The 22,656-nt window shown below is 67.4% G+C and carries 26 protein-coding genes; 17 read left to right on the plus strand and 9 right to left on the minus strand.

Annotated features, from left to right (window positions below):
* Positions 1 to 2 precede the first annotated feature (2 nt).
* From G6N35_RS24785 to rplO, 7 genes are all read left to right on the plus strand, one after another.
* Positions 3 to 188: a type Z 30S ribosomal protein S14 gene (locus tag G6N35_RS24785; RefSeq protein WP_163807022.1), complete on the plus strand. Its 186-nt coding sequence runs from the start codon at positions 3 to 5 to the stop codon at positions 186 to 188.
* A 78-nt stretch (positions 189 to 266) separates the two neighbouring features.
* Positions 267 to 665, plus strand: a complete 399-nt coding sequence (gene rpsH, locus G6N35_RS24790) for a 30S ribosomal protein S8 (protein ID WP_163807023.1) — start codon at positions 267 to 269, stop codon at positions 663 to 665.
* Between the two features lie 21 nt (positions 666 to 686).
* Entirely contained in the window at positions 687 to 1,226 is a 540-nt protein-coding gene (rplF, locus tag G6N35_RS24795; protein WP_163807024.1) for a 50S ribosomal protein L6, read from the plus strand.
* 2 nt (positions 1,227 to 1,228) lie between these two features.
* On the plus strand, positions 1,229 to 1,633 hold the full coding sequence (gene rplR, locus G6N35_RS24800; RefSeq protein WP_163807025.1) for a 50S ribosomal protein L18: 405 nt from the start codon (positions 1,229 to 1,231) through the stop codon (positions 1,631 to 1,633).
* A gap of 25 nt (positions 1,634 to 1,658) precedes the next feature.
* A complete protein-coding gene (rpsE, locus tag G6N35_RS24805; RefSeq protein WP_407664641.1) occupies positions 1,659 to 2,372 on the plus strand; it encodes a 30S ribosomal protein S5 in 714 nt (237 codons plus the stop codon).
* Positions 2,373 to 2,374: 2 nt separating this feature from the next.
* Positions 2,375 to 2,557 carry a 50S ribosomal protein L30 gene (gene rpmD, locus G6N35_RS24810; RefSeq protein WP_163807027.1) on the plus strand — a complete coding sequence of 61 codons (183 nt, stop codon included), beginning with the start codon at positions 2,375 to 2,377 and terminating at the stop codon, positions 2,555 to 2,557.
* Positions 2,554 to 2,997 carry a 50S ribosomal protein L15 gene (gene rplO, locus G6N35_RS24815; protein ID WP_059015982.1) on the plus strand — a complete coding sequence of 148 codons (444 nt, stop codon included), beginning with the start codon at positions 2,554 to 2,556 and terminating at the stop codon, positions 2,995 to 2,997. The genes rpmD and rplO overlap by 4 nt, the downstream gene beginning before the upstream one ends.
* A gap of 56 nt (positions 2,998 to 3,053) precedes the next feature.
* On the opposite strand, the gene G6N35_RS24820 is transcribed toward rplO, so the two are convergent.
* Positions 3,054 to 4,709, minus strand: coding sequence for a hypothetical protein (locus G6N35_RS24820; protein WP_163807028.1), 1,656 nt, complete (start codon positions 4,707 to 4,709; stop codon positions 3,054 to 3,056).
* Here G6N35_RS24820 and G6N35_RS24825 point away from each other — a divergent pair.
* The 3 genes from G6N35_RS24825 to G6N35_RS24835 all read left to right on the plus strand — a co-directional run bounded on the left by G6N35_RS24825 (position 4,690) and on the right by G6N35_RS24835 (position 8,756).
* Positions 4,690 to 5,028: a hypothetical protein gene (locus G6N35_RS24825; protein ID WP_163807029.1), complete on the plus strand. Its 339-nt coding sequence runs from the start codon at positions 4,690 to 4,692 to the stop codon at positions 5,026 to 5,028. The two genes, G6N35_RS24820 and G6N35_RS24825, sit on opposite strands and share 20 nt — an antisense overlap.
* 197 nt (positions 5,029 to 5,225) lie before the next feature.
* Positions 5,226 to 7,013: a signal peptide peptidase SppA gene (gene sppA, locus G6N35_RS24830; RefSeq protein ID WP_163807030.1), complete on the plus strand. Its 1,788-nt coding sequence runs from the start codon at positions 5,226 to 5,228 to the stop codon at positions 7,011 to 7,013.
* Positions 7,014 to 7,193: 180 nt separating this feature from the next.
* Positions 7,194 to 8,756 (plus strand): LCP family protein, encoded by a 1,563-nt coding sequence (locus tag G6N35_RS24835; protein WP_179967417.1) that lies wholly within the window; start codon positions 7,194 to 7,196, stop codon positions 8,754 to 8,756.
* 5 nt (positions 8,757 to 8,761) lie between these two features.
* Here the strand turns inward: G6N35_RS24835 and G6N35_RS24840 are convergent, their stop codons facing one another.
* The 3 genes from G6N35_RS24840 to G6N35_RS24850 are packed head-to-tail and all read right to left on the minus strand — an operon-like array spanning position 8,762 to position 11,541.
* Positions 8,762 to 9,673: a class I SAM-dependent methyltransferase gene (locus tag G6N35_RS24840; RefSeq protein WP_163807031.1), complete on the minus strand. Its 912-nt coding sequence runs from the start codon at positions 9,671 to 9,673 to the stop codon at positions 8,762 to 8,764.
* Between the two features lie 15 nt (positions 9,674 to 9,688).
* On the minus strand, positions 9,689 to 10,594 hold the full coding sequence (locus G6N35_RS24845) for a class I SAM-dependent methyltransferase (protein WP_163807032.1): 906 nt from the start codon (positions 10,592 to 10,594) through the stop codon (positions 9,689 to 9,691).
* A complete protein-coding gene (locus G6N35_RS24850) occupies positions 10,591 to 11,541 on the minus strand; it encodes an SAM-dependent methyltransferase (RefSeq protein ID WP_163807033.1) in 951 nt (316 codons plus the stop codon). The genes G6N35_RS24845 and G6N35_RS24850 overlap by 4 nt, the downstream gene beginning before the upstream one ends.
* 295 nt (positions 11,542 to 11,836) lie before the next feature.
* Here G6N35_RS24850 and secY point away from each other — a divergent pair, with 295 nt between their 5' ends.
* The 6 genes from secY (at position 11,837) to G6N35_RS24880 (ending at position 16,356) form a co-directional block, all read left to right on the plus strand.
* Positions 11,837 to 13,162, plus strand: coding sequence for a preprotein translocase subunit SecY (secY, locus tag G6N35_RS24855; RefSeq protein ID WP_163807034.1), 1,326 nt, complete (start codon positions 11,837 to 11,839; stop codon positions 13,160 to 13,162).
* The gene (locus G6N35_RS24860) at positions 13,159 to 13,704 is read left to right on the plus strand and encodes an adenylate kinase (RefSeq protein ID WP_163807035.1); all 546 of its coding nucleotides are present in this window, start codon (positions 13,159 to 13,161) and stop codon (positions 13,702 to 13,704) included. The genes secY and G6N35_RS24860 overlap by 4 nt, the downstream gene beginning before the upstream one ends.
* A gap of 6 nt (positions 13,705 to 13,710) precedes the next feature.
* A complete protein-coding gene (gene map / locus G6N35_RS24865; RefSeq protein ID WP_163807036.1) occupies positions 13,711 to 14,508 on the plus strand; it encodes a type I methionyl aminopeptidase in 798 nt (265 codons plus the stop codon).
* 94 nt (positions 14,509 to 14,602) lie between these two features.
* Positions 14,603 to 15,118, plus strand: a complete 516-nt coding sequence (locus G6N35_RS24870) for a sigma-70 family RNA polymerase sigma factor (RefSeq protein WP_163807037.1) — start codon at positions 14,603 to 14,605, stop codon at positions 15,116 to 15,118.
* The gene (locus tag G6N35_RS24875; protein WP_163807038.1) at positions 15,115 to 15,828 is read left to right on the plus strand and encodes an anti-sigma factor family protein; all 714 of its coding nucleotides are present in this window, start codon (positions 15,115 to 15,117) and stop codon (positions 15,826 to 15,828) included. The genes G6N35_RS24870 and G6N35_RS24875 overlap by 4 nt, the downstream gene beginning before the upstream one ends.
* A gap of 27 nt (positions 15,829 to 15,855) precedes the next feature.
* On the plus strand, positions 15,856 to 16,356 hold the full coding sequence (locus tag G6N35_RS24880) for a MarR family transcriptional regulator (protein WP_163807039.1): 501 nt from the start codon (positions 15,856 to 15,858) through the stop codon (positions 16,354 to 16,356).
* 73 nt (positions 16,357 to 16,429) lie between these two features.
* On the opposite strand, the gene G6N35_RS24885 is transcribed toward G6N35_RS24880, so the two are convergent.
* From G6N35_RS24885 to G6N35_RS24895, 3 genes are read right to left on the minus strand one after another with little or no spacing between them, the layout of a single operon-like run.
* Positions 16,430 to 17,482, minus strand: coding sequence for an isopenicillin N synthase family dioxygenase (locus G6N35_RS24885; protein ID WP_163807040.1), 1,053 nt, complete (start codon positions 17,480 to 17,482; stop codon positions 16,430 to 16,432).
* A 20-nt stretch (positions 17,483 to 17,502) separates the two neighbouring features.
* Positions 17,503 to 18,459 (minus strand): isopenicillin N synthase family dioxygenase, encoded by a 957-nt coding sequence (locus tag G6N35_RS24890; protein WP_163807041.1) that lies wholly within the window; start codon positions 18,457 to 18,459, stop codon positions 17,503 to 17,505.
* Positions 18,460 to 18,462: 3 nt separating this feature from the next.
* On the minus strand, positions 18,463 to 19,866 hold the full coding sequence (locus tag G6N35_RS24895) for a purine-cytosine permease family protein (RefSeq protein WP_163807042.1): 1,404 nt from the start codon (positions 19,864 to 19,866) through the stop codon (positions 18,463 to 18,465).
* Positions 19,867 to 19,997: 131 nt separating this feature from the next.
* Between G6N35_RS24895 and G6N35_RS24900 the strand changes: the two genes are divergently transcribed.
* On the plus strand, positions 19,998 to 20,576 hold the full coding sequence (locus G6N35_RS24900) for a type II toxin-antitoxin system RelB family anti-toxin (RefSeq protein WP_163807043.1): 579 nt from the start codon (positions 19,998 to 20,000) through the stop codon (positions 20,574 to 20,576).
* 7 nt (positions 20,577 to 20,583) lie between these two features.
* Here G6N35_RS24900 and mmsB read toward each other — a convergent pair whose 3' ends face one another.
* Positions 20,584 to 21,453, minus strand: coding sequence for a 3-hydroxyisobutyrate dehydrogenase (mmsB, locus tag G6N35_RS24905; RefSeq protein WP_163807044.1), 870 nt, complete (start codon positions 21,451 to 21,453; stop codon positions 20,584 to 20,586).
* Between the two features lie 33 nt (positions 21,454 to 21,486).
* Positions 21,487 to 22,653 (minus strand): acyl-CoA dehydrogenase family protein, encoded by a 1,167-nt coding sequence (locus G6N35_RS24910; protein WP_163807045.1) that lies wholly within the window; start codon positions 22,651 to 22,653, stop codon positions 21,487 to 21,489.
* Between the last annotated feature and the right edge of the window lie 3 nt (positions 22,654 to 22,656).

Consider the following 22,656-nt stretch of genomic DNA (forward strand, 5'->3'; position numbering starts at 1 on the left):
AGATGGCAAAGAAGGCACTGGTCAACAAGGCCGCGAAGAAGCCGAAGTTCGCCGTGCGGGCCTACACCCGCTGCAACAAGTGCGGTCGTCCGCACGCCGTGTACCGCAAGTTCGGCCTGTGCCGCATCTGCTTGCGCGAGATGGCACACGCCGGCGAACTGCCCGGTGTGCAGAAGTCCAGCTGGTAAAGACCCCCAGACCCTTTTGATGAACAGCGCAGCAGGCCCGTCCGGGAACCGTTGCGAGGAAGGTAGACAGGCCCAGTCATGACTATGACGGACCCGATCGCAGACTTCTTGACACGTCTGCGCAACGCCAATTCGGCGTATCACGACGAAGTGACCCTGCCGCACTCGAAGATCAAGGCGAACATCGCCGAGATCCTCAAGACCGAGGGTTACATCAGCGATTTCCGCACCGAGGATGCCCGGGTCGGTAAGTCGCTGGTCGTCCAGCTCAAGTACGGCCCCAACCGCGAGCGCAGCCTCGCCGGTCTGCGCCGGGTGTCCAAGCCCGGCCTGCGGGTCTACGCGAAATCCACCAATCTGCCGCGCGTGCTCGGCGGCCTGGGCGTGGCGATCATCTCCACGTCCTCGGGCCTGCTGACCGACCGCCAGGCAGCCCGACAGGGCGTGGGCGGCGAAGTCCTCGCGTACGTCTGGTAGCGGGATAGGAGACGTAGAACCATGTCGCGTATTGGTAAGCAGCCGGTGCCGGTTCCCGCCGGTGTCGATGTGACGATCGACGGGCAGAACCTGTCGGTCAAGGGCCCCAAGGGCACGCTGGCCCTGGAGGTCGCGGAGCCGATCACGGTGTCGCGCAACGACGACGGCGCCATCGTGGTGAGCCGGCCCGATGACGAGCGTCGTAGCCGCTCGCTGCACGGCCTGTCCCGCACGCTGGTCGCCAACCTGGTCACCGGTGTGACCGAGGGTTACGTCACGAAGATGGAGATCTTCGGCGTCGGCTACCGCGTCCAGCTCAAGGGCAGCAACCTGGAGTTCGCGCTCGGATACAGCCACCCGGTGGTCATCGAGGCTCCTGAGGGCATCACCTTCGCGGTGGAGACCCCCACGAAGTTCTCGGTCGCGGGTATCGACAAGCAGAAGGTCGGCCAGATCTCGGCCAACATCCGTCGCCTGCGTCGCCCGGACCCGTACAAGGGTAAGGGTGTGCGCTACGAGGGTGAGCAGATCCGCCGCAAGGTCGGAAAGACAGGTAAGTAGCAATGGCTCAAGCACAGACCGCCCCCGATCGCACCCCGGTCGGCACCAGCGTCTCGGCCGCCCGTCGCGCCTCGCGGCTGCGCAGGCACAACCGGCTGCGTAAGAAGGTCGTCGGCACCGCCGAGCGTCCGCGCCTCGTGGTCAACCGCTCCTCGCGGCACATCCACGTCCAGCTGGTCGACGACGCCACCGGCACCACCTTGGCCGCCGCGTCGTCCATCGAGGCCGACGTCCGCGCGCTCGAAGGCGACAAGAAGGCCCACAGCGTGCGGGTCGGACAGCTGATCGCCGAGCGCGCCAAGGCCGCCGGCATCGAGGCCGTCGTGTTCGACCGCGGTGGCAACACCTACAGCGGCCGGATCGCGGCGCTGGCCGACGCCGCTCGCGAGAACGGACTGAAATTCTGATGACTGCAGACAACGGAAGGACCGCATAATGGCGGACCAGGCTTCAGACGCCCCGGTGACCAACACCGGTGGCCCGAGCGCCGGCACCCGCACCGACGAGCAGCGCGGTGGGCGCGACGATCGCGGTGGCCGTGGCCGCCGTGACGACCGCGGTGACCGTGGCGGTCGTGGCGGACGCGACAGCGGCGAGAAGAGCAACTACCTCGAGCGCGTCGTCACGATCAACCGGGTGTCGAAGGTCGTCAAGGGTGGTCGCCGGTTCAGCTTCACCGCTCTGGTGATCGTCGGCGACGGCAACGGCCTGGTCGGTGTCGGCTACGGCAAGGCCAAGGAAGTTCCGGCCGCGATCGCCAAGGGTGTCGAAGAGGCTCGCAAGAACTTCTTCCGCGTCCCGCTGATCGGCGGCACCGTCACCCATCCGGTTCAGGGCGAGGCCGCTGCCGGTGTCGTGATGCTGCGTCCGGCCAGCCCGGGTACCGGTGTCATCGCCGGTGGTGCCTGCCGCGCAGTGCTGGAATGCGCCGGCGTCCACGACGTGCTGGCCAAGTCGCTGGGCAGTGACAACGCGATCAACGTGGTGCACGCCACCGTTGCCGCGCTCAAGCTGCTGCAGCGTCCCGAAGAGGTGGCCGCTCGTCGCGGGCTGCCCATCGAAGACGTCGCGCCGGCCGGCATGCTGCGCGCGCGTCGGGAAAGCGAAGCGCTGGCCGCTGCGGCAGCGCGTGAGGGAAGCGCATAACCATGGCAGAAGTGAAGATCACCCAGGTGCGCGGCACCGTCGGTGCACGCTGGAAGCAGCGTGAAAGCCTGCGGACGTTGGGCCTGAAGAAGATTCGGCAGTCGGTGGTCCGGGAAGACAACCCGCAGACCCGCGGACTGATCCGGGCCGTCCACCACCTCGTCGAGGTTGAGGAAGTCAAATGAGTGTCATCAAGCTGCACGACTTGAAGCCGGCTCCCGGCTCCAAGACGCCGAAGACCCGCGTCGGTCGCGGCGAAGGCTCCAAGGGTAAGACCGCCGGTCGCGGCACCAAGGGCACCAAGGCGCGTAAGAACGTGCCGGTGACCTTCGAGGGTGGGCAGATGCCGATCCACATGCGGCTGCCCAAGCTCAAGGGCTTCCGCAACCGGTTCCGCACCGAGTACGCCGTGGTGAACGTCGGTGACATCAACCGGGTGTTCCCCGAGGGTGGCACCGTCGGTGTCGACGAGCTGGTGGCCAAGGGCCTGGTTCGCAAGAACGTGCTGGTCAAGGTCCTCGGCGACGGCAAGCTGACCGCCAAGATCGACGTGACCGCGCACAAGTTCAGCGGCAGCGCCCGTGAGGCCATCACCGCCGCCGGTGGTACGGCCACCGAGCTGTAATACCTCGCAAGGAAGAAGCCCCCGCCGAGTGCGGGGGCTTCTTCGTGTGCCGGGCCCTAGGTGGCCGCCGCTTCGGCGGTGATCAGCGAGTAGTTGCTGTACTGCCAGGCCTTCATGAATTCGTCGAGGGGTATCGGGAATCCTTGGCCGTTCTGCAGTGCGCTGTCGTTGATGTAGACGGCCTTCTTGGTCATGTCGACGCTGATCACCACGACGGAGTGGTCACTGGCCACGCCGTTGGGTCCCGGCTCAGTCCTGGTCTCGTCGAAGTACTTGCGGGTGTAGGCGTTCCAGATGACGTTGCTCGCCAGGGCGACGATGACACCTTGATTCTGGTTCAGCGCCGAGGTCATGGTGTCCATCGCCACGTCGCCCTGGCTCTTGAGGTAGGTCGTCCAGTCGGCGTTGATGCCGTTCATGTTCAGCAGTTTGACGGCGTCGGCGCTGTTGGTACCCCAGTGCAACCCGTTCTTCCCGGTGCCGTTGGGCTCGAAGATACTCTCGCCGGGATAGACGCCGCTCGGGGTGGACGTCGCCTGGTCGAGAATCTGTTGCCCGAGATCGGCGGGCATCGCGCCGCCCCTGAGCTGGCCGATGATCGCGGCCGTCGCCATGATCAGGCAGGTCGGATAATTGCCTTGATAGACGAAGTACGGGTAGTTCTTGGTGTAGTTGCCGTACTCAACGCTTTCCGGCGATGGCGGAGCGATGTTGGGATCGTTGATCCCGAAGGTGTAGCTGAGGTCTTCGGCGAGCTGGCCGACGTTGGCTTGCAGCCCCTCGATCTGATGCACGACCAGCACGGCGACGTTCTTCAATCCCGCTTGCAGGGCCTGGCCGATCTCGTTGGGCGCCGGCAGCGACCACACCAGCTTCGTCGCCGGTGGGGGCAGCGGAACCGACGACGACGCGGCCTGCTGGGCGGTCACGAGCTGGTAGCGCTGGCTACTCCACTGCTGGGTGAAGTCGTCGAGACTCATCTCCAGGCCTTGACCGTCGGCCTGTGTTGGGTCGTTGATCGTCACGACGTTTCGCGTGGTGTCCAGACCAAGCACCACGACTGTCTTGGTGCCCGGGCCGGTCTGTCCGTCGACGGGGCCCTTGATCGCCGCGATCATCACCTTGGTCGGATCCTCGAGTCCGGCCGCGAGGTCATTGATCGCTTTGGTCTGCTGATCGTCGTAGTAGGAGCGCGTGATGATGCGAACGTTCTTGTCCTGCAACAGCTCGTAGCTGTCGGTCCACTTGACGAACCAGTTCGTGCCGACACCGCGGTAGATCTTGTAGCCGGGGTACACCAGGCTTTCGGTGTCGAGGGCCGCGGTGGTGAAGCCGGGAAGATCGGGCGCCGTGCCGGTGAGCTGCCCGTAGGCCATCGCGACGGTGGCCAGCGGAGCTGACACGTAGTCGGCCATGGGCACGTAGTACTGCTTGTTCTGGGTGGGGTTGCCGTAGATCCCGGGGTTCGTGATCGTCTCTCGGGAGATCCCGAACACGGCGGCCAGGTCCTCGCCGAGTACGGCCAGATTGGCTTGCGCGCCCGAAATCTGGTTCGCGACCGTCAGGTAGACGTTGTGCCCGAACTCCTCGAGGCCTTGCAGGACGGTGTTGGGCGTCGGTGTCGCCAGTACGACCGATCGGGAGTTCGCCGTTGAGGTGGTCGACGCCGCGGCCAGCGCGGCGGTGCTTGGAGTGCGGCGTGATCCCGCCACTGCGGTGGTCGGCCTCGACGGCGCAGCGATGATGTCGGTCCTCGCAGCCGGCGTCGCCGACGCGGCGCTGCGGGCCGAGGCCACCGGCGTGGTCGTGGCGCTGCGCACGCGGGGGGACTTCGCCGTCGACGGCGAGGCATGTGAGCGGGCAGCGGCGGACGCGGTGTGGCCGGTCGCGGGCCCCGAGTCGGCGCCGGTGTCGGCGGTGGCAACCGCGGCTCCGGCCACCATGGCCGCGCCGACACCGAGCGTCACGGCACCGGCGTTGAGCCACATCCGCGCGCCCGGATTTCTGCGGGGTCCAGAAACGTCCGGCTGATCGACATCTCGCCCCGCAGAAACCATCGCCGTACCCCCCGAATTGACGCGACCGTCGGATCCTGATGCTAACGACGCCACGCGGTGACGGCCAGGGCTGACAGCAAGATTCCTCGCAGACGGTGTCGAACGGACCACGCCCTCGCACCCGAACCAGGACCGAATCAGGACCGGTTCAGCGCCGGTAGTGTCGACTGTATGTTCGCCTTCCTGTCCGGAGTTCCGGGCGCCGACGACGTCCGCGATGCGCTGCGCCGCATCGACACCGCGCGCCATCACGGAGTGCCCGCCGGGGTGATCCTCGAGCTGGACCTGCAGACCGTGCCCGCTGAGACCGCCGGATTCGACCCGGTGGTCTTCATCACCGGCGGCGGCCGCCCGCTGCTGCTTGCCGATGCCGTGGCCGCCATCCACCGCGCCGCCGATGACGATCGGGTCGCGGGCTTGATTGCCCGCGTACAGCTTTCGGCCGCGCCGGCCGGCCCCGTCCAGGAGCTCCGGGAGGCGATCGCCGCGTTCACCGCGCGCAAACCCTCGGTGGCCTGGGCCGAAACCTACCCGGGCACCCTGGCGTATTACCTCGCCTCGGCGTTCACCGAAGTGTGGCTGCAACCGTCGGGAACCGTCGGGCTGGTCGGGTTCGCCACCAACGCCCTGTTCCTGCGTGACGCCCTCGACAAGGCGGGGATCGAAGCCCAGTTCATCACGCGCGGTGAGTACAAGTCGGCGGTCAACGTTTTCACCCAGGACCACTACACCGATGCACACCGGGAAGCCGACTCCCGGCTGATCGAAAGCCTGCACACCCAGGTGTGGCAGGCCATCGCCGATTCCCGCGGCATCGACGTCGCCGCCGTCGACGAACTGGCCAACCGCGCCCCGTTGTTGCGTGACGACGCCGTCACCGGACACCTGGTGGATCGGATCGGATTCCGGGACGAGGCCTACAGCCGGATCGCCGAACTGGCCGGTGTGGAGGGCATCTCCCCGGAAACCGGCGACGGCGACTCCGAGGACGGGCCGCCCCGGTTGTTCCTGTCCCGCTATGCCCAGGCCGGCCGCGGTGGGCCGGCCATGCCGTCGCTGCCCGGCCGCAAGAAGCCGAAGATCGCCGTGGTCACCGTGGCCGGTGCGATCGTCAACGGGCGCGGCGGCCCGAACCTCGCGCCGCTGGGCAGGCCCAGCGCGGGTGCCGACACCATCGCCGCGGCGTTGCGCCGGGCGGGTGCCGACACCGGTATCGCGGCGGTGGTGTTGCGGGTCGACAGCCCGGGCGGGTCGGTGACCGGTTCGGAGACGATCTGGCGCGAGGTGGCCCGTCTGCGCGCGAAGGGCACGCCGGTGGTGGCGTCCATGGGTGCGGTGGCAGCCTCCGGCGGTTACTACATCTCGATGGACGCCGACACGATCGTCGCCAATCCGGCAACCATCACCGGGTCGATCGGCGTGCTGACCGGCAAGCTGATCGCTCGCGGCCTCAAGGAGCGGCTCGGAGTCAGTTCGGATTCGGTGCGCACCAACGACAATGCCGATGCCTGGTCGCCGAACGCGCCGTTCACCGAGGAACAGCACGCTCTGGTCGAGGCCGAGGCGGACCTGTTCTACGCCGACTTCATCCAGCGGGTGGCCCAGGCGCGCGGCATGTCGGTCGACGCAGTCGATGCGGTGGCACGCGGCCGGGTATGGACCGGTGCCGATGCCCTCGAGCGCGGCCTGGTCGACGAGCTCGGCGGACTGCGCGCTGCGATACGGCGGGCCAAGGTGCATGCCGGCCTGGATCCCGAAGCCGATGTCGAGCTGGTGGCTCTTCCGGGCTCGTCGCTACGAGATCTATTGCGGCCCAAGGCATCATCTCAGCCCGCCGCCGCGTCGCTGCCCGATGCCGTCGCGGCCCTGCTCGGCCAGACGATCCGTGGTGTCGTCGAACGCGGAGAACGCGCCCTGACCGGTTCGACCGCACTGTGGCTGGGCGACAGCCGGTTCTGAACCGCTAGTGATGGTGGGTGCGAGCCCTACCGGGGAGCATCCCGACTGCCGCTGTCCGACGCAAGGCCAGCTGGAGACATGCTGTGTGTCCGGCGTGGCGCTGGTGCTCGCCGCCACCGGCCGATCATGCTGCACTGCTATGCGACGAGCTCCGGTACGGGTCAGGGTGCGCCGGTGTCGGTGACGACACCAGATGGGCAGTCCCAACCGCACGGTCGGCACGTGGTGGCACGGTCGCTGGGTGCCCTGATGGCAGTGGCTGCCATCGCGGTGACCGGTGTGGGTTGGCTGGGTGTGCACCGGGCACTGGGCGGGATCATCACGTCGGAGGCCTTGCTGGGGGGTACCTCATCCGGCCAGGGTGCCCAGAACATTCTCATCATGGGCCTCGACAGCCGCCTTGACGAACACGGGCAGCCACTACCTCAGGACGTGTACGACGCGCTGCACGCCGGCGACGAGACAGTCGGTGGTTACAACGCCAATGTGCTGATCCTGGTTCACATCCCCGCCGACGGCGCCCCTGTCGCGATCTCGATCCCGCGCGACGACTATGTGGATCTTGCGGACTGCCCGACGGGGGTCTGCCAGGGCAAAATCAAACAGGCTTACGGGCTGGCCTACCAACACGCGCTGGAGGTCATCGGCGCCGACGATGCGCTGAACAACTCCCTTGATCCGCAGGCCAAGGAGCAGCGTGGGCGCGAAGCGGGCCGCAAGGCCGAGATCGCGACAGTCCAGCAGTTGTTGAACGTCCCCATCGACCACTTCGTGGAGGTGACGTTGGGGGCGTTCTTCGAGATCGCCAAGGCGGTCGCGCCGATTACGGTGTGCCTCAACGAGGACACTGCCGACGATTTCTCCGGAGCCGACTTTCACCAAGGGCTGCAGCAGATCGATGCCGCGCAGGCGATGGCGTTCGTCCGTCAGCGCCGCGACGTCAGTAACGCCGACTTCACCGATATGGACCGCACCCGCCGCCAGCAGGCGTTCCTGGTGTCACTGGTCAGCGCGCTGCGCCACAGCGGAGATCTCGACAACCCGCTGGCCATGAACAAACTGCTCGACGTCACCAAACAGAACGTCGCGGTCGACGCCGGCCTGGATCTGGGCGCATTCGCCCAGCGGGCCTCGACGATGGTGTCCCACGCGCCCGCGCTGTACACGCTGCCGATCACCGGGTTCGGTCAGGACCCGGCCGGAGAGGACGTCAATCTGATCGACGTGGCGGCGGTGCGCTCGATCGTGCAGAACCTGTTGTCCGGCGACCCGGCACCCTCGACCCCGTCCGGGGCGCCGGCGCCGGCCGCCGACCCGATGTACGGCACCGGCGCCGTCCTGGACGTGGTGAACGCCACCGATCACGACGGGCTGGCCGCTCAACTCGAAAAGACCTTCAGCGCCAACGGTTTCCAGCAGGGCAGAACCAGCACGGCGGCAGATACCTCGGCCACCAGCGAAGTGGAGTACGGGCCCGGTGCCGACAGTGCCGGTAAGGCGCTCGCGGCACAGCTCAATCTGTCCGCCACTGGCAATGACGCACTTTCGGCCAGCCAGGTGAAGCTCACCGTGGGCGGTGACTTCCCGGCGGGGGAGTACCTCGGTGACAGTGCCCGCGCCGACTCGGCCGCGCCGAGCACCAGCACGGTCGCCACCGTCTCCGCCACGGCGACCGGAACCGCCTCACCGGCCCCCACCGACCTCAGTCACATGGCCGGGGAGTCCGTGCCCTGCGTCAAGTAGCGGTATCAGCGCAGGGTGGCGCTGACGTAGACGATCTCGCCCAGCGGATCGTAACCGTCCCGGTTCGGCGGCTGTAAGCCGTTGTGCCGGAACAATTCATCGCCCGCAACGCCCTTCACATCCCAGTCGTTGCCGCGCAGATACTCCATGACATGGCTACGGGGGCCGGGGTAGATCAGCGACGGCATATCGAGCGAGAAGCCGTGTTGGCGCATGTTCGACGCCATCTCGCGAGCCTTCTCGACATCGAAATCCATGATCCCCGGCACGTATTCGGTGGCCAGTGTGCTGCCCGGTGCGCTCAGGGTGGTGATGGTGTCGAACAGCGTGTCCTGGGCGGCCGGGGGCAGATAGATGAGCAATCCCTCGGCCAGCCATGCGGTGGGCGCCGCGGCATCGAAGCCGGCGGCGCGCAACGCGGCCGGCCAGTCTTCCCGCAGGTCGATGCCCACGGTGCGCAGCTCGGCGATCGGCTGGGCCTGCAGCTCGGCGAAGACCCCGGCTTTGAAGTCGATGACCTGCGGTTGGTCGATCTCGTACACCACGGAGCCGGCGGGCCACGGCAGCCGGTAGGCGCGGGAGTCCAGGCCGGCGGCCAGGATGACCACCTGCCGGATCCCGGCGCCTGCCGAAGCCACGAAGTACTCGTCGAAGAACTTGGTGCGCATGGCCATTCCACCGATCATGGCCTGCACGCGGTCGGCGCCCTCATCGCCGAACGGTGAGGTGTCGAGTTCGCCGTCGATCATCTTGACGAAGAAGTCGATCCCGACCGCGCGCACCAGCGGCTCGGCGAACGGGTCGTCGATCAGATGGCGCGGATCCCTGGTCGCCATGGCCCGCCCGGCCGCCACCATCGTCGCGGTGGCCCCGACGCTGGAGGTCAGGTCCCAGGTGTCGTCATCGGTACGTGTCACCATTGTCTACTTTGTCTACTTTCGAATCGCCGTGACGGACAACGAATTGCTCAGCGAGACACTGAGATCCCCGGTCGGGAACTCCCGGCCGTGGAGGGCGAACATCTCCGGGCGGCTGCGGGCGCTGACGTTCCAGCTCCGCGCCTGAAGATAATCGACCACGGCATTGCGCTCACCGGTGTAGAACAGGTCGGCCATGTTGAGATCCAGCCCGAGGTCGCGCCAGCGGCTGCTGATCGCCTTGGAACGATCGGCCAGCCCGGCGCCGCCGTCCGGGTGATACTCGGTGGCCAGCCGGCTGCCGGGCGGGGACAGTTCGGTGATGTTGTCGAACAACCGATCCTGGGCTTCCGGCGGCAGGTAGGCGAGCAGCCCCTCGGCGCTCCAGGCGGTCGGCACGGTGGCGTCGAACCCGTGGGCCCGCAAGGCTGCCGGCCAGTCCTCCCGCAGATCGACAGCCACTGTGCGCAGTTCGGCGGTGGGGGAGGCGCCGAGGGCGGCCAGCGTTTCGGTCTTGAATTCGATGACCTTGGCCTGGTCGATCTCATAGACCACCGTGCCCGCCGGCCAATCCAGCCGATAGGAGCGGGAGTCCAAGCCGGAGGCCAGGATCACGACCTGTCGCACGCCGGCGGCGGTCGCCTCGAGGAAGAAGTCGTCGAAGAACCGGGTCCGCACGGCCATCACGTCGGTCATCACCCGCGCGGTGCCCGCGCCGTCGACGGCGGCCATGTCGAGATCGCCGTCGACCATCCTGGTGAACAGGTCGATGCCGACGGCGCGGACCAGTGGCGCGGCGAACGGGTCGTCGATGAGCGCGTTGTCCTCGCCGCTGGCCACGGCCCGAGCTGCCGCGACCATGGTGGCCGTGGTGCCGACGCTGGTGGCCAGGTCCCACGAGTCGCCGTCGCGGCGGCTCATCGGTCGCCGCCCAGGGTGGCGCTGATGTAGTACAGCTGGCTCATCGGATCGTCGTCGTTCAGGGCGGTCCGGCCGGCGGCCGTCAGTAGTTCGTTGACCGTGGAAATGGCGGTCTGCCATCCGCGCCTGTCGAGGTAGTCGCCCGGCTCGTTGCGCTCACCGAGGTAGACGAGGTCGCCGAAGTCGAGATCCAATCCCTGCTCGCGCCAGGCAGCGGCGTGGGTCTGCATCTCCTCGCGGGTCCGTTGTTCGTCGTCGGCGGGGATCGGCGGGGCGCAATCGATGGCCACCCGGCTTCGGGGTGCGGACAGTTCGGTGATGCCGTCGAGCAGCCGGTCCTGGGCTTCCGGGGGCAGATAGGCCAGCAGGCCCTCGGCGCTCCACGCTGTCGGTGCCTGCGGGTCGAAGCCGGCTTCGCGCAGTGCGCCGGCCCAATCGTCGCGCAGATCGATCGGCACCGGGCGGCGATCGCAGCGGGGTGCCGCCCCATGCTCGGCCAGGGTGCCGGTCTTGAAGGCGAGCACATCGGGCTGGTCGATCTCGAACACCACCATGCCGGCCGGCCAGTCCAGCCGGTAGGCGCGGGCGTCGAGGCCCGAGGCCAGGATCACGGCCTGCCGGATCCCCGGCCCAGCGGCGGGGTCTGATGCCGCCGGCCCAGCGGCGGCGGTGAGGAAGAACTCGTCGAAGAACCGGGTCCGGACCGCCATGTTGTCAGTCATCCGGCTCACGCCCACTGCGCTCTGGTCGTCGGCGGCGGGCAGGTCCCCGCCCGCCATTCTGGTGAAGAAGTCGATGCCCACCGCCCGAACCAGTAGTTCGGCGTAGGGATCGTTGATCAGTGGCCGCTCTTCTCGGGACGCTGCGGCGCGGGCCGCGGCCACCAGGGTGGCCGTCACCCCGACGCTGGAGGCCAGGTCCCAGGTGTCGTTCTCGGTGCGTGTCATCGTCTCAACCTCACAGGTCCAACCGCTACTTAGCTAAGGTAATCACCAGCGACTGTACGCCGCGTCGACGTACGGGCGCCGGTGCGCGGGGCCGGGACCGACGCGGGGCCACGGCGCAAGCCCGTGGATTGCCGTCCTGCCTGGGCGGACTGTTACTCTCGTAGACTGTTTGAGCGCGCGGTGTTGCAGGCTTCCCAGCTGGCGGCGATCGCCGCAAGGCAGGATTACCCAACCGCTGGCCAGACCAGCCCCAATGGCACGCCGTGACATGCCGTCCGGCTGCCCAGGAGGAAGAGTGCTCTCGGCTTTCATCTCATCGCTGCGGACAGTCGACCTGAGGCGAAAGATCCTGTTCACCCTGGGCATCGTGATCCTGTACCGGGTCGGTGCCTCCCTGCCGTCCCCGGGCGTCAACTACAAGAACGTCCACCAGTGCATCGAGCAGGTCAGCGGCGGAAGTGGCGCGCAGATCTACTCGCTGATCAACCTGTTCTCCGGTGGTGCGCTGCTGCAGCTCACGGTGTTCGCGGTGGGCGTCATGCCCTACATCACCGCGAGCATCATCGTGCAGCTGCTGACGGTGGTCATCCCGCGCTTCGAGCAGCTGCGAAAAGAAGGCCAGGCCGGCCAGGCCAAGATGACGCAGTACACGCGTTATCTCGCGATCGCGCTGGCCATCCTGCAGGCCACCAGCATCGTGGCGCTGGCCGCCAACGGCGGCCTGCTGCAGGGCTGCACCCTGGACATCATCGCCGATCAGAGCATCTTCGCCCTGATCATCATCGTCCTGGTGATGACTGCGGGCGCCGCCCTGGTGATGTGGATGGGCGAGCTGGTCACCGAGCGGGGCGTCGGCAACGGTATGTCGCTGCTGATCTTCGCCGGTATCGCCGCCCGCATCCCGGCCGAAGGCAAGAGCATCCTGGACAGCCGCGGCGGCCTGGTGTTCACCGCGGTCTGCGCGGCCGCGCTGCTGATCATCGTCGGCGTCGTGTTCGTCGAGCAGGGCCAGCGCCGCATCCCGGTGCAGTACGCCAAGCGCATGGTCGGCCGCAAGATGTACGGCGGCACCTCGACCTACCTGCCGCTGAAGGTCAACCAGGCCGGCGTCATCCCGGTCATCTTCGCCTCGTCGCTGATCTACATCCCGCACCTGATCACCCAGCTGATCCAGAGCGGGCGCAAGACGCCGAGCAACAACTGGTGGGACCGCTTCGTCGCGAACTACCTGACCAACCCGGCCGACCCGGTCTACATCGGCATCTATTTCGGTCTGATCATCTTCTTCACCTACTTCTACGTCTCGATCACGTTCAACCCCGACGAGCGGGCTGACGAGATGAAGAAGTTCGGTGGCTTCATTCCCGGCATCCGCCCGGGTAAGCCCACCGCCGACTACCTGCGCTACGTGCTGAACCGTATTACCCTTCCCGGGTCGATCTACCTGGGTGTGATCGCGGTTCTGCCCAACGTGTTCCTGCAGATGGGCAACAGCGGAGGCGTCCAGAACTTGCCGTTCGGCGGCACAGCGGTTCTGATCATGATTGGCGTCGGTCTGGATACCGTCAAACAGATCGAGAGCCAGCTCATGCAGCGCAACTACGAAGGGTTCCTGAAGTGAGAATCGTTTTGCTTGGACCGCCCGGCGCGGGCAAAGGAACGCAGGCGGTCAAGCTGGCGGAGAAGCTGGGAATCCCGCAGATCTCGACCGGCGATCTGTTCCGGCACAACATCAGCACCGGCACCGAGCTGGGGCTGGAGGCCAAGAAGTACCTCGACGCCGGTGACCTGGTGCCTGCCGCCCTCACCAACGCCCTGGTCGACGACCGGCTCGATGATGCCGACGTCACCGGCGGCTTCATCCTCGACGGCTTCCCGCGCTCGGTCGAGCAGGCCGAGGCGCTCAAGCAGATGCTCGCCAAGCGCAACCTCGGGCTGGACGCCGTCGTCGAGTTCCGGGTTCCCGAGGACGAGCTGGTCGAGCGGCTCAAGGGCCGCGGCCGCGCCGACGACACCGAAGATGTCATTCGCAACCGGTTCAAGGTCTACCGCGACGAGACCGCCCCGCTGCTGGACTACTACGCCGGCGAGCTCAAGACCGTCGACGCGGTCGGCTCTCTCGACGAGGTCTTCGCCCGGGCCCTGCAGGCACTGGGTCGCTGAACCCTGATGGTCTCGCTGCCCGGACTGCGTAATCGCAAGACCGTGCCGGCCCGCACGGCCGGCGAGCTGGACGCGATGGCCGCCGCCGGCGCGGTGGTGGCCGCCGCGTTGCGGGCGGTCCGGGAGGCAGCCGCGGTCGGTCTGTCCACCAAGGATCTCGACGACGCCGCGGAGACGGTGATCCGCGAGGCCGGTGGCATTCCGTCGTTCCTGGGCTACCACGGTTACCCGGCGAGCATCTGTTCGTCGGTCAACGACCGCGTGGTGCACGGCATCCCGACGGCTGAGGAGAAGCTGGCGTCGGGGGACCTGGTGTCCATCGACTGCGGCGCGATCCTCGACGGCTGGCACGGCGACTCGGCGATCACGTTCGGCATCGGGGCCCTGACCCCGATGGACGAGGCGCTGTCGGCGGCCACCCGGGAGTCGATGGAGGCAGGTATCGCCGCGATGATTCCCGGCAACCGCCTCACCGACGTCTCGCACGCCATTGAGATGGGCACCCGCGCCGCCGAGCGCACCTATGGGCGTCGCTTCGGCATCGTCGAGGGCTACGGCGGGCACGGCATCGGCAGGCAGATGCACATGGACCCGTTCCTGCCCAATGAGGGCCAACCCGGTCGCGGCCCGCACCTGGTGGTCGGGTCCGTGCTGGCGATCGAGCCCATGCTGACTCTGGGCACCGTCAAGACCAGGGTGCTGGCCGACGAGTGGACCGTCGTCACCTCGGACGGCACCCGGGCGGCACACTGGGAGCACACGGTGGCCGTCACCGAAGACGGTCCGCGCATCCTCACCGCCTGATTTCGCCGGGCCGCATCCGGTATCTCGCGCCTCCGGCGCACACTTGAACCAGGCGTTGGCCGGTCTCGTGTCTCCTTCCGGAGGTGTCTTTCCTATGGACGATCCGGAGGCCGGGTTGATGCGGGTGCTCTATCGTGACCACGCCGCTGCGCTGTGGCGCTATGCGGTGCGGCTCACCGGTGATCCGGTTCGCGCCGAAGATGTGGTTCAGGAGACCCTGCTGCGGGCCTGGCAGCATCCGGAGGTGACCGAGGACGCCGAGCGCTCCGCGCGGGCCTGGCTGTTCACCGTGGCACGCAACATGATCATCGATGAGCGCCGCAGTGCCCGCTTCCGCAAGGAAACGGACTCGCTGGACACCCCCGGTGCACCCGACCGGCCGGGGCCCGATGAGGTCAACGTGGCGCTGGACCGGCTGCTGCTGGGCGACGCCCTGGCTCAGCTCTCTGCCGATCACCGTGCCGTGATCCGGCGGTCCTACTATCTGGGCTGGAGCACCGCGCAGATTGCCGCGGATCTGCAGATCGCCGAGGGGACGGTGAAGTCGCGGCTGCATTACGCGGTGCGCGCGCTAAGGCTCACACTTCAGGAGATGGGGGTGACGAGATGACCGGCGCCGACCCCTACGAGATGTGGGACGCCGCCTACGTCCTCGGCTCGTTGTCCAGTACTGAGCGCCGCGAATACGAAGCCCACCTGGCGCAGTGCTCGCCGTGCCGTTCGGCGGTGGCCGAGCTCAGCGGGATGCCCGCGCTGCTGGCGATGATCGGACCGCAGGACGTCGCCGCGATCGACGAGGGCGCTCTGGAGCCGCCGCCGATCCGGGCGGAATTGCTCGACGAGGTGCTGGCCGAAGTCCATCGGCGCCGTCGTCGCACCCGCTGGTTGACCTGGTCGGTGAGCGCTGCCGCCGCGGCGGTGCTGCTGGTCGGGGTGATCCTGACGATCGCACCCGCGCAGCTCGGGGGTTCCCCGAAGGACGCGCGGGTCGGCGTCGTCGCGCTGAACATGACGCCGGCCGCAACGCCCTCGGAATTCGATGCCACCGTGGTGCTGCGCAGCGAGGGATGGGGCACTCACGTGGAGATGACGTGCACCTATCGCGAGGAGTCGGCCTCCCATGACGGCTCCGGCGGCGACAAGCTGGCCATGTACGCGATCGGCCGGGACGGTTCGCGGGTACAACTGGCGACCTGGATGGCGCAGCAGGGGGCCACTGCCTCGCCGTCCGGCAGTACCTCGATGGCCATCGGCGATATCGCCGCCGTGCAGGTGGTGTCGGCGGACACCGGCGACGTGCTGCTACAGCACAGCCTGTGAGCCGCGGGTGTAGGGCACTATGGGCGGATGCCGGCACCTGAGAAGCGAGATCCCATTGCTGCGGCGCGCGCCAACTGGGAGCGCGCCGGCTGGGGTGATGTGGCCGAGGGGATGGTCGCCGTCACCTCGGTGATGCGCGCTCACCAGATCCTGCTGGCCCGGGTGGAGACCGCGTTGCGCCCCTACGACCTCAGCTTCTCGCGGTTCGAGTTATTGCGGCTGCTGGCCTTCAGCCGCACCGGTGCGCTGCCCATCACCAAGGCCTCTGACCGGCTGCAGGTGCACGTCACCAGCGTGACCCATGCCATCCGCCGGCTCGAGTCCGACGGTTTGGTCATGCGGGTGCCGCATCCGACCGACGGACGCACCACGCTGGTGCAGATCACCGACCTTGGCCGCTCGACGGTCGAGGACGCCACCGCCACGCTCAACCAGCAGGTGTTCGCCGACATCGGGATGTCGCCGACACAGGCCCGGGCGCTGGTGGGTTCGATCGAGACCCTGCGCCACCACGCCGGCGACTTCTGAGCTCGCCGCGCGGCGTGAGCAGACGAAAAATCGCATGAATTCGGCTGAATTCGTGCGATTTTGCGTCTGCTCGTCAGCGGCTGGCCAGGCGGGCAGCTTCCCGTTGCGCATCGGCGACCGGGATCTGGCTGCGCGAGCCGGCGAGTTTGGCGCGCAGGTGTTCTCCCACGGTCACCGGTTCGTAGAGGGCAGGTGAGGTGGCCTCGACGCACGTCGGCAGTGGGGCGATGACGGCGTCGACGTTTCCGTCGTGGAAGAACGCCGCCGAGCGGCGCGGCACCAGCACACCACCAACGATCGGCGCGGCGACGCGGTGCATGGTGGAGATCCACTGGTCGTTGGTCCACCGCGCCAGGGCGTCACCGAGGTTCACCAGCAGCGCCCCCGGAGCCGGCTGAACCGGGTGCCAGAATCCTTCGCTGCCAAGGACTTCCAGGCCAGGCGCCTGGTCGGCCCACAGCACGGTGACGATGCCGTAGTCGGTGTGCGCGCCCATGCCGAGCTGGTCGGGTTCGACCGTCATGTCGGCGGCGGGCAACCGGTAGTTGACCATCCGCAGGGTGTCGATGGAGTGGGTGGTGAATCTGCTCAGGCCGTCGTCTCCGACACCGAGGGCGCGCCCGAACGCCCGGACCAGTGTCCGTGCCACACCGCCGGCGGCCTCGAACCAGGCTTGCACGGCGCCGGCGAAGCCAGGCACCTCGGCGGGCCAGATGTTGTCCGGGTAATCCTCCTGCGGCAGGGTGATATCGGTGAAGTCACCGGCTTGGCTGCCGACGTTGAACGACTCGAAGAGGTCGGCCGGGGTGATCAGGCCAAGGCTGGTGGCCAGTGCCTCGGATTTGGGCGGGCTGTAGCCCCGATTCACCGCGGGCGGGCAGCGGTAGGTCATCTTGGTGGCGGCGTCGAGGGCGAAGAACGCGTCGGTGGCGGCGGTGAAGGCGGCCAGTGTTCCTGCGCTGATGCCGTGCCCGATGATCTGCATGAAGCCGACCGTCCTTGCCGCTTGGTCGATCTGGGCGGCGACGGTGTCCCGGTCGCGTTCGGTGGCATCGCCGTCTCGGTAGGCGGTGATGTCGATGGAGGGGATGTGGAGCTGTCCGTCCGTGGTCCTGGCACTCGCCATGGTTGGTGTCCTCCTTCGGTTCAGGCGACGGTGGCGGCGGCGCCGCGTTCCAGTAGATAGTCCCCGGAGCGCACCGGCGGGTAGTCGGCGTGACCGATGCCTGGGATGGGCTCGACGATGGTGTCGACGTCGGTCTCGCAGAACATGATCAGCGACACCAGGTCTTCGTCGGGTGCGGTGTCGCTTGGTGGGAGCACCCGATGCCGGGTGGATCGCCAACGGTCACCGGTCCAGCGGGCTAACAGGTCACCGATGTTGATGGTCAGCGCACCGTCGAGGTAGGGCGCCGGCTCCCAGGTGTCGTCGGGCAGCTGCACTTCCAGTCCACCGTAGCCGGGCTGGCGGTCCAGCAGTGTGAGCATGCCCCAGTCGGTGTGCGGGGCGATCCGGTACTGGCCGGGTGCTGGCACTCCGGTCGCGGTCAGCGGCGGGTAACGGTTGATGTTGAAGGTGTGCGGTGAGTTCAGGGAGCGGGTCACGAACCAATCGGTGGGCAATCCGAGCGCGGCGGCACAGATGCGCAGCAGGTCCAAGTAGAGGGCGTGCATGTCGGCTGCGTACCGCTCGCATAGTGGTTGCAGCTCAGGGACTTCGGCCGGCCAGACGTTCTCGGCGAACCACTCGCGGTCGACGGTCTTGTTGCCGGTCCGAAGCGGGCGCCCGAGGGTGAAGCTCTCTTTCAGATCGGCGGGGGTGTTGTCGGTGGACTCACCGTAGAAGCTATTGGTCTCCCTGCCTTGGCCTACCCATCCGCGGCCATAGACGGGTGCCGCGTAGCGCGTCTTGGTCTCGGCCGGCAGGGCGAAGAACCGTCGTGCCGCGGCGCGGATGTCAGCAGCGAGGTTGGCGCTCACTGGGTGCCCGGTCAGCATCATGAAACCCGATGTGCGCAGGGCGTCGTCGACTGCCCGGGCCGTTGTGGTGATGCCGGTGTCCGAGCCGGTCCGGCACGGGCGAATGTCGATGAGGGGAATCATCTGTTAGATCTCCTTGGCGCTCAGGGTGATACGGCGGGACAGCAGGTAGTAGGTGATCGCACCGACGATCAGGCCGGCTGGTGCGCTCAGGTCCAGGCCACCGGTGGCGGCAGCCAGTGGCCCGACGAACGGGGTGGTGTTCAGCCAGAGCAGCGCGGCGATCATGCCGGCGGCCTGGGCGGCCAGGCCGCGGTAGCCGAATCCGGGTCCGCCGCCAGTGAGGAGCCGTGGCTCGTAGCTGCCGCGGCGCAGCAGGTAGTCGACGATGAAGATGCCGGCCCAGGGTGCAAACCAGACGATCATGAACAACAGGAAATTACCGAGGAAGGCGTTGAACGACCCGGACAGGACGACCAGGAGTCCGACCGCGGCGCAGATCACGCCGTCCACGGCGACCGCCTGCCATCGGCCGATGCGAATTCCCATGGCCTGCAGGGTGACTCCGGAGGAGTACAGGTCGACGGCGTTCACCGTGATCATCTGGATGATGAGGAAGATCAGGTAGGGCACCACGAACCAGGCCGGGTATCCGGTGGTGAGCCCGCCGATCGGGTCGGTGGCGGCGGGGATCACCATGGCGACGGCCACGCCGAGCAGCATCAGCACGCTCTGTGGCAGTGCGCCACCGACGAACACCCAACCCACGAGTGCCTTCTTGGAGACGGTCGGGGGTAGGTAGCGCGAGTAGTCGGCGGCGTTGGGGCACCAGCCCAGCCCGGACCCGCTGGCTGCCAACGCGACCCCGCCGAGGAAGACCGCGAGGCTGCCGGGGGCGACGGTGGTGATCTCCAGCCGGCTGGCGGTCAACCAGGCCAGTACCAGGAACAGTGCGGTGAACGGGATGATCAGGCTGCGAAGCACTTTCGTGATGGCCCGGTGGCCGAGGATCGGCAGCAGGCTCTGCGCGACGGCCAGCGCCAGAACCACCGTGACCGTGCCCGGGGTGCCCAGTGTGACACCGGCGAGGCCGAACAGGGCGATGGCGGCCAGCGACATCAGGGCGAGGTCGAGGACTTCATAGCCGATCTGCATGACCCAGTTGAACAGGGCCAGCAGCCGATTACCGTGATGGCCGAAGGCCGCCCGGTTGATGGTGAAGGTCGTGGTGCCCGCGGCGGGTCCGGCCAGGCTGCACAGGCCGGTCAGCACCCAGGTCAGGTTGCCCAGCAGGATCGCCAGGACGCACTGCCACCAGTTGAGCCCGAACACCACCAACAGCGCGCCGTAGACGACGACCTGCACGTTGAGCACCAGACCGCTCCACATCATGCCGATCTGTCGTGCCGTCCCGTGCCGTTCATCGTGGTCGATGAGGTCGATGCCGTGCTTCTCGATCAGCGGTTGACTGGCGGTGGTTATCGGTGGTGGCTGCTGCCCGGACAGGGCGACGGTGGCATCTGCAGTCATAATTGAGTTCTCCCTGGGATGCGGTGTAGTGAGGAGGGCGGCCATCCGCGGCAATGCGATAGCTGTGAACAATCACTTTGGGCTTTCTGAATGTCCTCAGCGTTCAGATTGGGTTACTGGGGTGTTACTGCATGGACGATGACGACCGCACGGTGAACGTCCTGATCGGCGAGACCGTCCGGACCATGCGTGAGAAGTCGGGCTTATCGATGCGTGAGCTCGCCCGCCGCGCCGGGGTCAGCCAGCCGTTCCTCAGTCAGATCGAGAGGGGCGTCAGCGCGCCCTCGATGGTGACCATCTACCGATTGGCCGAGGCTCTCGACATCCTCCCGGGCGCGTTGTTGCCGGCCCTGATGCCCACCCGGGTGACTGTCGTCCGCGCTGACGAGGGCCGGACGATCCCGGTGGCGAACCGTGCGGATGCTGCGGTGGGGCGCGCCATTCTGATGCAGCCGGAAAATCCGCTCGAGGTCATCGAATACCGGATCGAGCCGGGTCAGTATGTCGAGGAGTGGTTCTCCTCACCCGGCGAACTCGGCCTCTATCTCGTCAGCGGCCTACTCGAGGTTGACGTCGAAGGTCACCCCAGCGTGCGTCTGCACAGTGGTGACTTTCTCACCCACCCGGCCTCGCTACGGCATCGATGGCGGTTGGTTGAGCACGAGGCCGCCCATGTCGTGATGGTCATCGCCCACCCTGAGCAGGGGTGATCGGCGCTCAGCGCAGGGTTTGGATGATCGCGCTGAAGTCCAGGTCGGCGTGGTCCTTGGCGAACTGCCGGTAGATCTCGGCGGCGTGAGTGCCCAGCGGTGCCGATGCACCCGTCGAGGACACGGCATCCATCGCCAAACCCAGATCCTTGTTCATCAGGGCGGTGGCAAAGCCAGGCTTGAAGTCATTGTTGGCCGGTGAGGCCGGAACCGGTCCGGGCACAGGGCAATTGGTGTGCACAGCCCAGCAGTTTCCGGTGGCTCCGGTGATGACGTCGAACAGCGACTGTGCGGGCAGGCCCAACTTCTCGGCCAGCACGAACGCCTCGCCGATGGCAATCTGTTGCACCGCCAGCACCATGTTGTTGCACAGTTTGGCGGCCTGTCCCGCGCCGGATGCCCCGCAGTGAATCACCTTGCTGGCCATCGGGTCCAGCACCGGTCTGGCCGTCTCGAGTGCGGTGCCGTCACCACCGACCATGAAGGCCAGGGTGCCTGCGGTCGCGCCTTTGATGCCGCCGGACACCGGCGCGTCGAGCTGGGCCATTCCGGCCGCCGTCGCTTGGGCGTTGACCTCGCGGGCGTCGTCGACGGAGATGGTGGAGGTGTCGATGAACAGCGTGCCGGGCGTTGCGGCCGGAAGTGCTTCGGCGTAGCAGGCTTTCACGACCGTGCCGTTGGGCAGTGAGGTGATGACGACGTCGGCTCCGCTCACCGCCGCGGCACCGGTCTCGAACACCGTCGCCCCCTTCTCTTCGGCGGTGGCGCGCAGCGCGGGCACCGGGTCGAAGCCGCGCACGGTGTAGCCGGCGTTGACCAGATTGGCCGCCATCGGGCCACCCATGTGGCCCAGCCCCAGGAATGCGATCGTCGTCATGTGCCGGCTCCTTTGCCCTCGTGCCTCAGTGTCCTAAGCCGTCGCGCGCACCCGGGCGGCTTCCGCGCGCCCGATGACCACACGCATGATTTCGTTGGTGCCCTCCAGGATTCGGTGCACGCGCAGATCGCGAACGATCTTCTCCAGCCCGTATTCCCGCAGATAGCCGTAGCCGCCGTGCAACTGCAGCGCCTGGTCGGCCACGTCATAGCAGGAATCGGTGACGTAGCGCTTGGCCATCGCGCACAGTTGCACCTTGTCCGGCTCGCCGCCGTCCAGGGCGACCGCCGCACGCCACAGCATCAGCCGTGAGGTTTCCAGCGCGGTGGCCATATCGGCGAGGGTGAACCGGATCGTCGGCTCGTCGAGCAGTGCAGCGCCGAAGGCTTCCCGATCCGCCAGGTAGGACACCGTCTTGTCGTAGGCCGCCTGCGCACCGCCCAGCGAGCAGGCGGCGATGTTGAGCCGACCGCCGTTGAGGCCGTTCATCGCGATGCCGAATCCGCTGCCTTCTCCGTCAGGGCCGCCGAGCATCGCCGATGCGGGAACCCGGGCGCCTTCCAGGATCACCTGAGCGGTGGGCTGGACGTTCCAGCCCATCTTCTCTTCGTTGGGGCCGAAACTGAGCCCGGGAGTGCCCTTTTCGACGATGAAGGCCGAGATTCCGCGTGGTCCGTCCGCCCCGGTGCGCGCCATGATGAGGTAGACGTCGGAGGCGCCGGCACCGGAGATGAACTGTTTGACGCCGTCGAGCACGTACTCGTCGCCGTCCCGGACGGCCCGGGTGCGCAATGCCGCTGCATCCGAACCGGCTCCGGGTTCGGTGAGGCAGTAGCTGGCGATCGTCTCCATGGACGCCAGTCGCGGGATCCACGAGCGGCGCTGCTCGGCGGTCCCGTAGGTGTCGATCATCCAGGCGCACATGTTGTGGATCGAGATGAACGCGGCCAGGGCCGGATCGGCGGCGGAGAGTTCCTCGAAGATCCGCACCGCGTCGATACGGCGCAGACCGCTACCGCCGACGTCCTCGCCGCAGTAGATCGCCCCCATCCCCAGTGCGGCGGCCGCACGCAGGACCTCGACCGGGAACTGCTTGGAGTGGTCCCACTCCAGGGCATGGGGCGCAAGACGTTTGGCGGCGAACGCGGCCGCCGTCTCGGCGATCACGCGCTCGTCGTCATCGAGGGTGAAGAGGCTCATGGC

This window comes from Mycolicibacterium anyangense, assembly GCF_010731855.1.
GTDB classification, from domain to species: Bacteria; Actinomycetota; Actinomycetes; order Mycobacteriales; family Mycobacteriaceae; genus Mycobacterium; species Mycobacterium anyangense.

Coding starts and splice junctions, on each gene's coding strand:
- G6N35_RS24785 (WP_163807022.1), top strand. CDS start 3: ATGGCAAAGAAGGCACTGGTCAACAAGGCCGCGAAGAAGCCGAAGTTC.
- rpsH (WP_163807023.1), top strand. CDS start 267: ATGACTATGACGGACCCGATCGCAGACTTCTTGACACGTCTGCGCAAC.
- rplF (WP_163807024.1), top strand. CDS start 687: ATGTCGCGTATTGGTAAGCAGCCGGTGCCGGTTCCCGCCGGTGTCGAT.
- rplR (WP_163807025.1), top strand. CDS start 1,229: ATGGCTCAAGCACAGACCGCCCCCGATCGCACCCCGGTCGGCACCAGC.
- rpmD (WP_163807027.1), top strand. CDS start 2,375: ATGGCAGAAGTGAAGATCACCCAGGTGCGCGGCACCGTCGGTGCACGC.
- rplO (WP_059015982.1), top strand. CDS start 2,554: ATGAGTGTCATCAAGCTGCACGACTTGAAGCCGGCTCCCGGCTCCAAG.
- sppA (WP_163807030.1), top strand. CDS start 5,226: ATGTTCGCCTTCCTGTCCGGAGTTCCGGGCGCCGACGACGTCCGCGAT.
- G6N35_RS24845 (WP_163807032.1), bottom strand. CDS start 10,594: ATGAGCCGCCGCGACGGCGACTCGTGGGACCTGGCCACCAGCGTCGGC.
- G6N35_RS24850 (WP_163807033.1), bottom strand. CDS start 11,541: ATGACACGCACCGAGAACGACACCTGGGACCTGGCCTCCAGCGTCGGG.
- map (WP_163807036.1), top strand. CDS start 13,711: ATGGTCTCGCTGCCCGGACTGCGTAATCGCAAGACCGTGCCGGCCCGC.
- G6N35_RS24870 (WP_163807037.1), top strand. CDS start 14,603: ATGGACGATCCGGAGGCCGGGTTGATGCGGGTGCTCTATCGTGACCAC.
- G6N35_RS24875 (WP_163807038.1), top strand. CDS start 15,115: ATGACCGGCGCCGACCCCTACGAGATGTGGGACGCCGCCTACGTCCTC.
- G6N35_RS24880 (WP_163807039.1), top strand. CDS start 15,856: ATGCCGGCACCTGAGAAGCGAGATCCCATTGCTGCGGCGCGCGCCAAC.
- G6N35_RS24885 (WP_163807040.1), bottom strand. CDS start 17,482: ATGGCGAGTGCCAGGACCACGGACGGACAGCTCCACATCCCCTCCATC.
- G6N35_RS24890 (WP_163807041.1), bottom strand. CDS start 18,459: ATGATTCCCCTCATCGACATTCGCCCGTGCCGGACCGGCTCGGACACC.
- G6N35_RS24895 (WP_163807042.1), bottom strand. CDS start 19,866: ATGACTGCAGATGCCACCGTCGCCCTGTCCGGGCAGCAGCCACCACCG.
- G6N35_RS24900 (WP_163807043.1), top strand. CDS start 19,998: ATGGACGATGACGACCGCACGGTGAACGTCCTGATCGGCGAGACCGTC.
- mmsB (WP_163807044.1), bottom strand. CDS start 21,453: ATGACGACGATCGCATTCCTGGGGCTGGGCCACATGGGTGGCCCGATG.
- G6N35_RS24910 (WP_163807045.1), bottom strand. CDS start 22,653: ATGAGCCTCTTCACCCTCGATGACGACGAGCGCGTGATCGCCGAGACG.